Annotated in this window: 8 protein-coding genes; 5 read left to right on the plus strand and 3 right to left on the minus strand. The window is 49.8% G+C overall.

Annotated elements, in window-relative coordinates:
* The first annotated feature begins 83 nt into the window (after positions 1–83).
* Positions 84–845 (plus strand): Nif3-like dinuclear metal center hexameric protein, encoded by a 762-nt coding sequence (locus tag AR688_RS06730; protein ID WP_068231291.1) that lies wholly within the window; start codon positions 84–86, stop codon positions 843–845.
* Positions 842–1,609, plus strand: coding sequence for a methyltransferase domain-containing protein (locus tag AR688_RS06735; RefSeq protein WP_068230813.1), 768 nt, complete (start codon positions 842–844; stop codon positions 1,607–1,609). The genes AR688_RS06730 and AR688_RS06735 overlap by 4 nt, the downstream gene beginning before the upstream one ends.
* On the opposite strand, the gene tamB is transcribed toward AR688_RS06735, so the two are convergent.
* The gene (tamB, locus tag AR688_RS06740) at positions 1,606–5,358 is read right to left on the minus strand and encodes an autotransporter assembly complex protein TamB (protein WP_068230816.1); all 3,753 of its coding nucleotides are present in this window, start codon (positions 5,356–5,358) and stop codon (positions 1,606–1,608) included. The two genes, AR688_RS06735 and tamB, sit on opposite strands and share 4 nt — an antisense overlap.
* The gene (gene tamA / locus AR688_RS06745) at positions 5,355–7,079 is read right to left on the minus strand and encodes an autotransporter assembly complex protein TamA (protein WP_068230818.1); all 1,725 of its coding nucleotides are present in this window, start codon (positions 7,077–7,079) and stop codon (positions 5,355–5,357) included. The genes tamB and tamA overlap by 4 nt, the downstream gene beginning before the upstream one ends.
* A 223-nt stretch (positions 7,080–7,302) precedes the next feature.
* On the opposite strand from tamA, the gene AR688_RS06750 reads away from it, so the two are divergent.
* Positions 7,303–8,418 carry a beta-ketoacyl-ACP synthase III gene (locus tag AR688_RS06750; RefSeq protein WP_068230820.1) on the plus strand — a complete coding sequence of 372 codons (1,116 nt, stop codon included), beginning with the start codon at positions 7,303–7,305 and terminating at the stop codon, positions 8,416–8,418.
* Between the two features lie 69 nt (positions 8,419–8,487).
* Here AR688_RS06750 and AR688_RS06755 read toward each other — a convergent pair whose 3' ends face one another.
* Positions 8,488–8,796: an isoamylase early set domain-containing protein gene (locus AR688_RS06755; RefSeq protein ID WP_068230823.1), complete on the minus strand. Its 309-nt coding sequence runs from the start codon at positions 8,794–8,796 to the stop codon at positions 8,488–8,490.
* Positions 8,797–9,256: 460 nt separating this feature from the next.
* On the opposite strand from AR688_RS06755, the gene AR688_RS06760 reads away from it, so the two are divergent.
* Complete coding sequence (locus AR688_RS06760) at positions 9,257–10,477, plus strand: efflux RND transporter periplasmic adaptor subunit (RefSeq protein ID WP_068230825.1); 1,221 nt, start codon at positions 9,257–9,259, stop codon at positions 10,475–10,477.
* Between the two features lie 3 nt (positions 10,478–10,480).
* Positions 10,481–13,669 (plus strand): efflux RND transporter permease subunit, encoded by a 3,189-nt coding sequence (locus AR688_RS06765; RefSeq protein ID WP_068230827.1) that lies wholly within the window; start codon positions 10,481–10,483, stop codon positions 13,667–13,669.
* Positions 13,670–13,688 lie beyond the last annotated feature (19 nt).

The following is a 13,688-nucleotide window of genomic DNA, read 5'->3' on the forward strand; positions in this document are numbered from 1 at the left end:
TTTGCCACTGTTAGACAAATGTGCCTGATTTTTTTACCTGTTGCAGTACAATGCGGCTATTAACAGCAGCGGAAAACCAGTTGATGATAGATCGCGACCAGTTAGTTAAATTTCTGAACAACGAATTACAAAGTGAAAAAATCCGGGATTATTGCCCCAATGGTTTACAGGTTGAGGGTAAAGCTACTATTAGCCGTATTGTCACCGGGGTTACCGCCAGCCAGGCGTTACTTGATGCTGCGGTTGCCGTTAATGCCGATGCAATACTGGTGCACCACGGTTATTTTTGGAAAAACGAAACTGCCCAGGTAACCGGCATCAAGAAAAAACGCCTGCAAACGTTGCTATGCCATGATATCAATTTACTGGCCTATCATTTACCGCTGGATGTGCACCCCACACTTGGCAACAACGCGCAGTTAGGCTTGTTACTTAACGCAGAAAATATCACGGCTGTTGCTGCGGTGGAGCCAAACGGTGTGCTGATGCAGGGCGAGCTGGCGGCCGTGTTAAGTGCAGAGCATATAGCACAGCAACTGGAAAACACCTTAGGTCGCAAGGTATTGCTGCACGCCATTGACAATAGTGCGGCTGTCAGCAAACTGGCCTGGTGTACCGGTGGTGGTCAGGGCTATATCGAACAGGCTGCCGCTGCCGGCGCCCAGTTGTTTATTAGCGGTGAAGTGTCAGAGCAAACTATTCATTTATCGCGTGAGCTGGGCATTCATTTTATTGCCGCCGGCCATCATGCGACAGAGCGGTATGGTGTAAAAGCGCTGGGCGAATTTATCGCCCGCCAATTGGGGCTTGAAGTGCAATTTATTGATATTGATAACCCGGCATGAAGCAAAAAACCGATCGTAGCTTTGATGGCATAGCCGCCAAATTTAGCCGCAACATCTATAGCAGTACCAAAGGTAAGCTGCGCCAGTTGGTGCTAATGCGTGATTTAGCTGAGCTTGATGTATTGCACCAGCCTTGTCAGATCCTTGATGTCGGGGCGGGCCAGGGCCAGTTAGCGCTGGCATTAGCCGGGCAGGGGCATAGCGTGCATCTGACCGATATTTCTGCCGAAATGCTGCAGCTGGCGCAGCAGCAAGCCACAGAGCAGGTAATGGCGCAGTTAACATTTAGCCAGATAGGGCTGGCGGAGCTGGCGGCAACGCACAAGCAGCAGTATAAGCTGGTGTTGTGCCATGCCATGCTGGAGTGGCTGGCCCAGCCACAGTTGGCCATTGCCCAGCTACGGCAATTGGTGACACCGGGTGGGATATTATCGTTGATGTTTTATAACAAAGATGCCAAGCGATTTGGCAATATCTTGTTTGGTAATTTTGATTATGTTGCAGCAGATTTTCAGGTAAAGAAAAAGGTCAGTTTAAACCCGCAGCATCCGTTGGCGCCGCAGGACGTATTGCATTGGTGTGCCCAGGCCGGTTTTAGCCTGCTGGGTAAAACCGGCGTGCGTTGTTTTCATGATTACCTGCGCGATCGCACTTTGCAGCAGAGCCAGTTTGAACAACTGCTGACACTGGAGCTACAGTACAACCGCACTGAGCCCTATGCCTCGCTGGGGCGCTACCAGCATTTAGTGCTCAGAGCCGGTTAATCAAATTCAAATTTGTACAGTAAATCAACGGCGTTATCCAGGCTGGTGACGGCTTCCAGATACAAGCTGCGCATCAGCCGGTAGCGCAGGGTAAATTCACCGATGGCATTAAAAATGCCATAGCCGTATTTTATCTGCAGATCGCGTGACAAATAACCACTCACCGTTACCTGAGAGTTATCGCCGGCGCCAGCAGTATCCAGAGTCAGGTCGCGGACGCCAAAGGCCTCGCCTAATTCGCCCACTAAAGCACCGGTAGATGAGATAGACATACCAATCAGGCTGGTGGTCAGTGCTGAACTGGTGCTGCCGGAGTCACTGCCGATGTCGCGACCCATTAACAAATAGGCCAGCGCATTAGCCTGAGGTTTTGCCGGCTCAGAGAAAATCGTGATGGTGGGCTCATCTGCCGGCCCGGTAACACGAATACCGGCAATGACTGCATCCTCCATGTTGTCCGGGTTGCGGATAGCCTCAACATTTAAAAAGGGCTGGTCGGATGGGCCATTAAAATTCATTTTGCCCTGACGGATCAGCAAATCCTGGCCATACGCACGAAAGGTGCCGTTTTGCAGGTTTACATCACCATTTACCGTAGGTTGCTGGTTAGGCTGCTGACGTACGCGTAAATTACCGCTGAGGCGGGTTTCCAGACCAAAAGCCGATAAGTGCACTCTTCTGCCAAGTACGACATTAATATCGGTTTGCAGCGCAAAGGCGGCTTTTTCTTCTGTCGGTATAGGCTGTAGCTCTTCATCCAGCAACACCGTATCGTCCGATAACCCAACCGCAGTTTGCGGCAGGCTGTCAATGCTGATCCGCGCAAAAGGAATTTGCACTGTGCCTTTAAGTGACGTAAGGCCCGGTTTGGCGCTCAGCGTTAAGTCTGGCGCTATTTGTAGCCGTGCCTGAGGAATTTGCAGGCTTAGCTCATCACCTTTCACTTTAAGTGCTGCTTGCCAGTTATCCAGTTGCGGCCATTGTGCATCGCCATTCAGATTAATCTCGCCTTTGCTGGTACTCACCAGGCCATCGAGCGTGGCTTGTTGCCCGGCAAACTTCAGTTCTATGTTGGCATCAGTAACGTCCAGCGGCGCCTGTCTGCCAGAGAGTTTAAAGCCGCTCAGTGCCAGGTTGCCGTTAATGGCCGGGTTGGTTAAGTCGCCATTAAAGCGCAGGTCGCTGTTAAGCATGCCGGCAAGCTCACTGCTTTGATCCAGCAGGGGTTGTAAAAAGGCCAGGCTGAACTGTTGCAGCAGCAGTCTGCCTTCTACATTACGCGAGGCAGATTGTACGTCGGTGATGGTGGCTTCAGTTTGCAAGCTGGCGTTGTTATCAAGCTGCAATTGCAAAGTACTGGTTAAGGTATCTTTGGCCAGTGCGGCCTCCAATTTCCAGTTTTGCCAGCCCAGTGTTAGTGGTTGTTCAATCTGATACTGCCAGTTACCACTGCTGCCACTGAGTTTAACCTGTGCTTGTGGCTGTTTGCCTTGCTGCCAGTTGGCACTGACTTGTGCATCGGCGCTGCCTTGTAGTGCCATCTGCTCTGGTAAAAAGCCATCCAGTGCCGACAAGGCAAACTGCTGCAGCGCAAGGTCCAGCTCTATATGCTCAGCACTGATTTTTAGTGGTTTAACAGCACATAAATTAGCTGGCTCCTGTTGCCAGCAGTGCGGCTGTACTGTTAAGCGCGCACTGGCAAAGCGGTAATCCAGTGCTGTACTGTCAACCAGTTGCCAGAGCCCCAGCAGGCTGTCCAGTTGCGCAGATACCAGTTTGCCTTGCCAGTACTCGCCGGCTTTTAAGCTGCCGCTCATTTCAATGCTGGCGTTGTGCTCTGGGCTGGTCAGTTCCAGCGTTAGCTGATGGCGTAACTCTGTGCCGTTAAGTGTCAGGTTTAGCTGGTCAACACTTTGCTGTTGATATGTGCCGTTAATAGCCTGTAGTGACAGCGCCGTCGTCAGGTTTTGCTCACTGCTTAAACTAAGATCCGTATCCAGAGTTAACTGCTCCAGGCTGGCTTCCTGCCACTGCAAGTTGCGGGCATTAAGCTTACCTGTAAGCTGCGGTGTGTCGCGTTTACCGCTTAGTTGGAAATTTGCACTGATATCGCCGCTGGCACCGCTTATGGTTTGCTCCAGCGTTGGGATGGCAATATCCATTGCCAGTTGCCAGTCTTTATCCAGCGAACCAGTCAGCTGGATCTGGTTTTGCGCATGGCGCAGTGTCAAGCCGGGGGTATTCACCTGGTAGTCGCCTTGTCCGCTGTGATCTGCAGCAGTGAGGCTACCTTCAAGCAATAGTTTATAATCACGTAAAGTGCCATTAAGCTTAAGTTCGGGCAGTGCCAGTTGCCAGCCACCTTGCTCAGTCAGGTTACCGGTAAACTGCATATTGCCATTTAGCTCACCGCTATAGTCCGGCCAGAACTGGCCTGGTTGGATCTGCGTTAATTGTAAGTTGCCCAGCCAGTTTAATTGCTGCTGCCAGCTAAGCACTGCCGTAGCGCGAATCTCACCGCCAAGAGTATTAACAGCCAGGTTTTCCAGCGTCGCGCCAGTTAAGCTGCTGTGGCCGTTTAATTGCACTGTAGTTTGTGGTAGCTGCTTACCGTTTAATGCTAACTGGCTGGAAAACAGCAGTTGCTCCAGGCTACCGTTTGCCGTCATTTCCAGTTGGCTTAACTGTATATCTGCTTCCCCCGACAACGGCCATTGTAACTGTGCGGCATTTAAGCTGGCGCGCAGCGGCAGGGTGTTGTCCAACAGGTTAAACCATAAAGATAAGTCAGCCTCAAGCAGCTCAGTGGCATAGGCTTGCAACTGCAAATCGGCCAGCGTGCCATCCAGTGTTACGCGCAGCCGTTGTCCGGCCAGTTGTGTATCCAGTAGTCGCAGCCTGATATCGGCTTTGAGCGGATAATTGCCGCTTGGTTGCAAGCTGGCAGACGCATTGAGTGTGGCCAGCGGGTGGTGGATATCCAGTTGGGTCAGGTTTATTTGCTCAGGTGATACTTGCAGGCTGAACGCCAACTCGCTAATGGTTTGCGGTTCTGGCTGCTGCAGCGTGAAATCCGTCAGGCGAAAACGGTCAACAAACAAACTCAGTGGCAGCGTAATATCACTGAGTTCAGGCGCCTGATAAGCAAAAGGTTCACTTGTTGCTGTATCGGCAGTTTGTGGCAGTGACAGTGTGACCTTATGCCAGTGTGGCTGGTTAAGTTGTACTTTATTGCCCCACAGCTGTGCGCCGGTGCTAAATTGTTGCCAGTTTAATCTTGTATCACCTACGGCCACGCTGGCGTTGGTCAGTTTTAACTGCGTAACCTCAATAGCAAACGGCAGCCAAAAACCGCTGGTGGGGGCGGGTTCTTCTGCTGGCGCGGGCGTGTCGGTAGCACTGATCTCAAGCTGCATGCCTTGCAACGCCAGTTGTTCGACACAGAGCGTTAAGCGCAAAAAGCAGCCGTTGTTAATTTTCAGCGTGCTGTGTTCCAGTGTCATTGTCGTGGTGTCATCTTGCCAGCGCAGGCCATGCAAAGTGTTGCCGCCCAGTATGCTGCCTTCGCTACGCTCTACACTGAAGCCACTAACAAAATGCTGCGCCAGCCAGAGGTTAAAACTTAAACCGGCAGAGGTGTAAAGCAAAGTAAAAAGTAACATGGTTAATACAGCACACGGGATTAACAGTGTCCAGTTCAGCCATTTTAAGCCGCGTTTTGCCCAACGCTTCGTTGTTTGCCGGCTCATAATTCAGGCCCTAATGCAAAATGCAGCTGGAAACCCTTGCCCGGGTCATCCAGGCCCCAGGCAAGATCAATACGAATAGGGCCTACCGGCGATGCCCAGCGCACCCCGATACCCACGCCCTGCACCCAATCGGGGCTATCATCCCAGGCACTGCCATAATCACTGAATGCTGCCAGCCACCAGTTGCCTTTAACGCGGTACTGGTATTCCAGTGTACTGGTTACCATGTAGCGGCCACCGGTCAGCTCATCTTCATTGTTGCGCGGTGATACGGTTTCATAACCATAACCACGGATACTATTATCACCGCCAGCAAAAAAACGCAGTGATGGTGGCAGCTGCGACAAGCTTTCCATCAGAATGGCACCGGCATCAACACGGGTAACAAAACGGTGGTTATTGCCGGCACTGCCTATCCAGCCGGCACGGCCACGCAAACGGACAAAACTGGCATCCGAGCCCCAGGTTTCATCTGATACTTCAACACCCAATAATAAGCGGTTGGCAGAGGAGGGCATCGAGCCTGCCGACTGTTTGGTGCGGCTGTAGCTTAAACCCGGCATAATCAGGCTGATAGCGTCATTTTGATCAGCCTGAACAAAGTCTTCATATAGCCAGCGTACAGAAGCGATGCGGTACCAATCACTGCCCAGCAACCAGTGGCGCTCCAGCACCAGGTTTGATTCACGGCTTTTGGTATCCTGATTATCACGGTTACGAAAACCAAGTTGTACCTGATAAAAATCCTCGGCAACACTGGCCAGCGGCAATTTGTATGCGGCTTCTACACTTTGTTCTATTTCAGATAACGCCAGCTTGCTGCTCAGGCTGTGGCCAGCGCGGTTAAGCCAGGGCTTATTCCAGTTTAATTTCAGCCGGGTTTTTACATCGGTGGAATAACCAATACCGGTCTCTATAATATTGCGCCGCTCAGGTTCCAGCGCCACATTAATTGGCAGGGTGAAATCCTGCATCTGCGAGGTATCGCCTTCCACCAATATGGAAGAAAACCAGCCGGTAGCCGCCAGTGCCTGGTTAAACTCACCCAGCTCACTGGCCAGATAGTAGTCATTTTCGGCAAAGGGCACTAAAGATTGCAACCTCGGTTCGTCTATCTGATTACCACTAAAACTAACTTCACCAAATTTGTAGCGCTTACCGGCATTAAAATGCAGATGCACAAAGGCTTGCTTTAACTCTGGTGCAACCTCAAGCCGCGCCAGTTCAAAATCGGCATCAAAGTAGCCTTTACGCATCGCCAGGCTTTTTAACGCGTTTTTAAAACCATCATAAGCACCATGGTGCAATATCTGGCCTTGCTTGGGGCCCTGCGCCGCCAGCAGGGCTTTAAAGTCTGCATCTGTTGTGGCGTCGCCAGACAGTTGAATATCACTTTTTGCAATACGCACCGGTTCACCGGTTTTGACATTCACTTGCAATAATCTGGGTTTGTCGGCGTTATGAGTAACGGTAACCTGACTGTCGTAATAACCCAGCGCTTGCAAAGCGGTATGCACTTCCTGCTCTACGGTAGCCTGAAAGCGCACGCCGGGCATATTGTCTGCGTCGCTGTATTTTTGCAGGTAAATGGCCACATTATCGTGTAAAGAACCGCTAATGCCGTTAATTTTAAATTGATATGATGACTCCGCGTAAGCGGTTGAATTAATGCCTAGCGTGGCTGCCAGCACTGCGGTGATCAGTAAACCTGGGTTTTGCATCCGCCTTGAGAAATCCCGTAGTAAAATAAGTAAAATAATGAAAGATATGTGAATACTGGCGCTATTATGGCTTACAGTCATTGTCAATGTACACCGCGCTGCATAAATCGCGACTGAATAAGCCGGTAATATAACGCCAGGGTACAACTGGGAGCCTAACTTCAGTTATACTGACGGCACTTTTAAAACGGTAGTAAAACCGTTATCAGACAAGGTTAGTACTATGAAAAGTGTTGTTATCAGTGGCTCTGGCTTGTTTACGCCAGAGCAGGTTATTACTAACGAAGAACTCGTCGCCAGTTATAACCAGTATGTTGACCAATTTAATGCGCAGCAGTCTGTTGCTATCGCCAACGGCGACGTTGCCGCGCTGGAGCATTCCAGTTGCGAGTTTATTGAGAAAGCCTCTGGTATTAAAGCGCGCCATGTGTTGTACAAAGATGGTATTTTAGACCCTGCCATTATGCAGCCGGTGCTGCCAAGGCGTGGCGAAGATCAATTGCCGGAAATGGTAGAAATGGCCGTTGTTGCCGCCCGTGAAGCGATGGCGCAAGCGAACAAAACCGCCGCCGATATTGACCTGATTATTTGCGCCGCTTCGAATATGCAACGCTCTTATCCGGCGTTGTCGATTGAGTTGCAACAACAACTGGGTGCTGCCGGTTATGCTTTTGATATGAATGTGGCGTGCTCTTCCGCGACTTTTGCTATCAGCAATGCGGTAAACGCTATTCGCGGCGGTACTGCCAAAGTAGTGCTGGTGGTTAACCCGGAATTTGCTTCGCCGCAGGTAAATTATCGCAGCCGCGACAGCCACTTTATTTTTGGTGACGTTTGCACCGCCACTATTATTGAAGCCGAAGACAGTTGCAGCAGCGATAATGCCTGGCGCATTAATGGTATGCGGCTTAAAACTGAATTCTCTAACAATATCCGTTGCGATGTCGGTTATACCGAACACTGTTTGCCACCAGACCCGCTGGCGCCGTTTTTTAAACAGCAAGGGCGCAAAGTATTTAAAGAACTACTACCGATAGTCGCGGATGTAATACTGGCAGAAATGGCCGCACAACAGGTAGCGCCAGAGCAGTTAAAGCGTTTATGGCTGCATCAGGCCAATATTAATATGAATATCTTTGCCGCAAAGAAAATTCTTGGCCGCGATCCGTTGCCGGAGGAAGCGCCGCTGGTGCTGGATACTTACGCCAACACAGCGTCAGCGGGTTCAGTTATTGCGTTTCATAAATACAAGCAGGGCTTGCAGCAAGGCGACCACGCTATTTTATGCTCGTTTGGTGCAGGTTATTCAGTAGGCTGTTTGCTATTACAAAAGTGCTGAGCATTAAAAAGCGCTGAGGGCAAAAATGACACAGGCCGCATGGCGGCCTGACATCATCTAAGCAATAAATTACAGCCTTACCACCGAATTATTGTCATAAGACACCGGCGAAGGCTGATAGCAGTCTGCGGCTTCATCATTTAGCCAGGTGCCGCCATTAACCAGGTAGCGGAACTGATATTCCTTATTTTTCTCCAGATTGACTGTTGCAGTAAAATCACCACTTTTACTTTTTTTCATCGGCAGCGCTGCCGGGTCCCAGTCATTAAACTCTCCCAGCAGTGCCACTTGTTCAGCCGAAATACCGCGATGAGCCGGTAACGTAAAAGTAACTTTGCACAGTGGTTTGGTTTTTAAATATTGCTTACTGATGCTCATAGATTGCCCTCAAATTGTGACGGATTATGCTTAACTAAAACTGTTGTAGCCGGCCAGTGTTATTTAGTGTTGCCAGCTTTATGGTTAATTAATGATCAGAACAGCGATAGCACCAACATAGAAAATTTTTCGTGCTACGGCAAATAACCATTTTGCAGGTTGTTATAACTATTTTTTTACTTCTGCCCATACAGCAGTAAAGCACCGCAGTTGTAACAAGATATTACACTGTGGCGGGTGTGATTTGCCTGAGCTGGCAGTATCGATATGGCTAAAATTGGCCGCAATACCACAATGTATAAGGCTTTGGCATGAGATCCAATGTAGCCAGGTTACAGAATAATTTATCTGCTGTAGTCTGACATTGCGGCTACTGATACAAAGCGTAACATTCGCAAGGTTACTTTATTGTGCTGGCGTTTTAGTATGGCGTTAGTAAAACAGCATCGTGGGAAACAACATGGCAGCAAAAATTATAAAAATCATTGTTCCGGTGGCCGTTATCGTACTGGCGGTCGTTGCGGCAATAGGTCTGGCAAGTATGCGAAAACCGCCTGAGAAAAAAGAAGAGCAACGTCCGGGCATCTTAGTTAATGCGCAGCAAATAGACTCGCAAGACCTGATTTACCGTATTCAGTCGCAAGGTACAGTGCGGCCGAAACTGGAAACCAATTTAAGTTCTGAAGTAAATGGCCGTATTGTTGAAGTGGCAGAAAACTTCGTTGAAGGTGGCTTTTTTAATCAGGGCGATTTACTGGTGCGGGTTGAACAAGCCGACTATTTGACTAACGTTAAAGCGGCAGAAGCCAGTTTAGCCAATGCCCAGTCGGCACTGGAAGAAGAAAAAGCCCGCGGCCGGGTAGCTGAAGAAGAATGGCGCTCTTTTACTGCCGGTAAAGCACCTGAGTTGGGGTTGCGCCGGCCGCAGCTGGCAGGAGCGCTGGCAACAGTGCGCTCGGCAGAAGCAGAACTTGAGCGCGCTAACCGCGATCTGGCCCGTACAGAAATCCGCGCGCCATACTCTGGTATGGTTAAAAGCCGCGATGCTAACCTGGGGCAGTTTATCAGCCGTGGTACCAGTGTTGGTATGATTTACGGCACTGACATCGCTGAAATCAGGTTACCACTGACTGATAACGATTTAGCCTTTTTAGAAATCCCTGATTTTACGCAAAACAGCAATGAGCCTGAAGTTGTGCTGACCGCTGCCGTGGCCGGCCAAATTATGCAATGGCCTGCCCGGTTGGTACGCACCGAAGGTGTACTGGATGAACGCAGCAGGGTAATTTACGCCGTTGCTGAAGTTACCGACCCTTATCAGCGGGTTAGCCGCAAGCAGGCACCGTTGCGGTTTGGCCGTTTTGTGCAGGCGCAAATTTTAGGTGACGCTACTGAGCAAGTGGTGGTTATTCCACGGCATTTATTGTTGGCACAACAACAGGTATTGGTGGTAGATAAAGACAGCCAACTGCAATTTCGGCCGGTAATTGTCGAGCGCTCTGATGAGCATTCGGCTTATATCCGCTCTGGTTTTATTGACGGTGATCGTCTGGCAACGTCGGCAATTGCTAATCCGCTGGCCGGCACTGCAGTGCGGGTTGCATCTGACGTAGAAGAACAGGTGGCAGAGAGCGTCGCTAAGCCTGAAGCTGCAATAGCTGCAAGCCAGGGCAAGGAGTAAGGTATGGATACTAACAAAGGCTTAATCTCTTGGTTTGCCCGCAACAGCGTAGCGGCTAACTTACTGATGGCGATTATTCTGGTTGCCGGTGTAGCCTCGGTTTTTACCATTAAAAAGCAGATGTTTCCTGAAATAGTATTGGAGCAGGTCAACATCCGCGTGCCCTATCTTGGCGCGGCACCACAGGAAGTAGAAAGTGGTGTTATCGATAAAATTGAAGAGAGCCTGCGTGGTGTAAACGGTATTAAGCGCATTCGCTCTACAGCGGTTGAAGGCCTGGCGACAGTGCGCGCTGAGATTGCCAATAACTACAACGTGCAGGAGGTTATGGATGAAATTAAAACCCAGGTTTCTGCCATTTCATCCTTGCCGGAGCAAACCGAAAAGCCGGTAGTGTACCGGGTGCGGTTTGAAAGCGATGTCATGTGGCTGTCGTTATATGGTGATGCCACTGAGCGCACGTTAAAAGAGCTGTCTAAAGATATCCGTGATGAGCTGCGCAAATTGCCGGGTGTCAGTAAAGTGGAAGTGGTGGGCGCGCGCGACTATGAAGTGTCTATCGAACTGTCTGAGTTAAAGTTAAAAGAATACGGTCTTACCTTTGATCAGGTGGTCAGCGCTATTCGCGGCAGTTCTGTCGATTTACCCGGCGGCTCTATTAAATCTGATAGCGGCAATATATTACTGCGTACCAAAGGCCAGGCCTACTTTTTACAAGACTTTGAAGATATTGTGCTGCTGACCTTTGCTGATGGTACGCGCTTATCGTTAAAAGATATCGCCACTATCAACGATGGCTTTATCGAGCGGGAAGACTTATCGACCTTCGACGGTAAAAACTCAGTGTCTATCCGGGTGGCTGCAGTGGGTGATGACAACACGCTGAAAATTGCCGATCAGGTAAAGGCTTATGTTGAGCGCAAACAAACGCAACTACCGTCTTCTGTTTCTATCGCGCATTGGGGCGATTCCAGTTACTACCTGCAAGGCCGGCTCGATTTAATGAGCAACAATCTGGTGATGGGTGCCTTTTTGGTGTTACTGGCACTAACCCTGTTTCTGGAATTCCGCATTGCATTCTGGGTAATGGTGGGTATTCCGGTGTGTTTCCTCGGTGCTATGGCGATGTTGCCGCTACCCATGTTTAATGTGTCAATCAACATGATCAGCTTATTCGGCTTTATCCTGGTACTGGGGATAGTGGTCGACGATGCCATTATTATTGGTGAAAGTGCTTATAGTGAAATTGAAAAGCGTGGTAAGTCTGTAGATTCTGTTATTGCCGGGGCAAAAAAAGTGGCCATGCCGGCAACCTTTGGTGTGTTAACCACGATAGCAGCATTTGTGCCTATGCTAATGGTAGGTGGTGCTCAGGCGCCTATTTGGGGCTCCATTGCCTGGGTAGTGGTGCTTTGTCTGATTTTCTCGCTGGTAGAATCCAAGTTAATTTTGCCATCGCATATTATTAATATGGATACCAAGCCTTGGGACCCGGATAGAAAAGGCATTTTTTACAGCTGTGGCCGCGCTTGCAGTAATGCACTAAAAGCGGTGCGGATGAAGGTGATGTCGGGCCTGAACCACTTTATATACAAATGGTATCAGCCGTTTGTTGAGCGCTGTATTCACTACCGTTATGTCACTATGGCTGCCTTTATGGCTATGTTGATCCTGATGTTTGGTGTACTCGGTGGCGGCTTTGTGCGCTGGGTATTTTTCCCGGATATCCCCAGTGACTTTATCAACGCCAATTTAACCATGCAGGAAGGCTCGTCAAATCAGGCTACGGTAAATGCGTTACGCGAAGCTGAAGCCGCGCTGGTGCGGGCAAATGACAAACTCAATGCAGAATTCAACGACAGTATTATCAAGCACCGCTTAGTATTTTTAAACAGCGATACTGCCGGCCAACTGGTTGTTGAGTTGGAAAAAAGCGAAGGTCGCGAGATTGACGGTTTTGAAATTGCAAACCGCTGGCGCGCCGAAATGCCGGATATTCCCGGTGTAAAGTCCTTTAAGATTAATGCCTCAACAGCTGGTGGCGGTGGTGCCGACATTGCATTGCAATTACGGGGTACCAACCTGGAGAACCTGAAGCTGGCTACCGAAGAGCTAAAAGGCCGTTTAGCCGAATACGCCGGTGTTTATGATATAGAAGATAATTTGCTCGGCGGCAATGACGAAATTGTACTGCAGTTAAAACCTGAAGCGCATTTACTCGGTTTAACCCTGGCTGATGTCGCCCGCCAGGTACGTTATGGCTTTTATGGCGCAGAAGCGCAGCGGGTGCAGCGCGATGGTGAAGAAGTAAAAGTGATGGTGCGCTATCCGCGTACTGAGCGCAGCTCTGTTGGCAGCCTGGAAAATATCCGTATTCGCACAGCCGATGGTGGCGAAGTGCCGTTTAATCAGGTGGCCAGCTATACCATGCAAGCCAGTTTCAGCGCTATAAACCGGGTAAATGGTGAGCGTGCGGTTACTATTACCGCCGCGGCTGATAAATCGACCATTGAACCTGGCAAAGTCGTAGGCGAAATGCGCAGCAAGGTGATCGCAGAGGTGACGGCTAAATATGAGGGTGTAACCGGTGAGCTTGACGGTGCCAGCCAGGATGAAATGGATGCTCAGGTTGATTTGATGAAAGCCGGGGTATTTGCGCTGTTCTGTATTTATGCACTGATGGCCGTACCGCTTAAATCTTACAGCCAGCCGCTGATTATTATGAGCGTGATCCCGTTTGGTTTGGTTGGTGCTGTACTGGGGCATATGGTACTTGGCCTGAGTATGAGCATTATGTCGATCTTCGGTTTGGTCGCACTGGCCGGGGTGGTAGTAAATGACTCGCTGGTCATGGTCGACTTTGTTAACCGTGCCCGCGAAGAGGGGTTATCCATCCGCCAGGCGGTATCGCAAGCCGGTGCACAGCGTTTTCGGGCGATATTGCTCACCTCACTTACCACCTTTGTCGGCCTGGCTCCGATAGTGCTGGAAAAGAGCTTGCAGGCGAAAATTGTCGTGCCGATGGCGGTGTCGCTGGCGTTTGGTATTTTATTTGCCACCATTATTACACTGCTATTAATACCGGCACTATATGTAATACTGGAAGATGTGAAAAACCTGTTTCGTAGTAAAGATAATAAAATTGACACCCGTGTCGCACCGCAGGCACAACAGGAACAGTTTCAGAAATAGTTTTCTGTATACGATAGTG

This window comes from Rheinheimera sp. EpRS3 (assembly GCF_001513785.1).
Taxonomy (GTDB): Bacteria; Pseudomonadota; Gammaproteobacteria; order Enterobacterales; family Alteromonadaceae; genus Alishewanella.

Coding starts and splice junctions, on each gene's coding strand:
- AR688_RS06730 (WP_068231291.1), top strand. CDS start 84: ATGATAGATCGCGACCAGTTAGTTAAATTTCTGAACAACGAATTACAA.
- AR688_RS06735 (WP_068230813.1), top strand. CDS start 842: ATGAAGCAAAAAACCGATCGTAGCTTTGATGGCATAGCCGCCAAATTT.
- tamB (WP_068230816.1), bottom strand. CDS start 5,358: ATGAGCCGGCAAACAACGAAGCGTTGGGCAAAACGCGGCTTAAAATGG.
- tamA (WP_068230818.1), bottom strand. CDS start 7,079: ATGCAAAACCCAGGTTTACTGATCACCGCAGTGCTGGCAGCCACGCTA.
- AR688_RS06750 (WP_068230820.1), top strand. CDS start 7,303: ATGAAAAGTGTTGTTATCAGTGGCTCTGGCTTGTTTACGCCAGAGCAG.
- AR688_RS06755 (WP_068230823.1), bottom strand. CDS start 8,796: ATGAGCATCAGTAAGCAATATTTAAAAACCAAACCACTGTGCAAAGTT.
- AR688_RS06760 (WP_068230825.1), top strand. CDS start 9,257: ATGGCAGCAAAAATTATAAAAATCATTGTTCCGGTGGCCGTTATCGTA.
- AR688_RS06765 (WP_068230827.1), top strand. CDS start 10,481: ATGGATACTAACAAAGGCTTAATCTCTTGGTTTGCCCGCAACAGCGTA.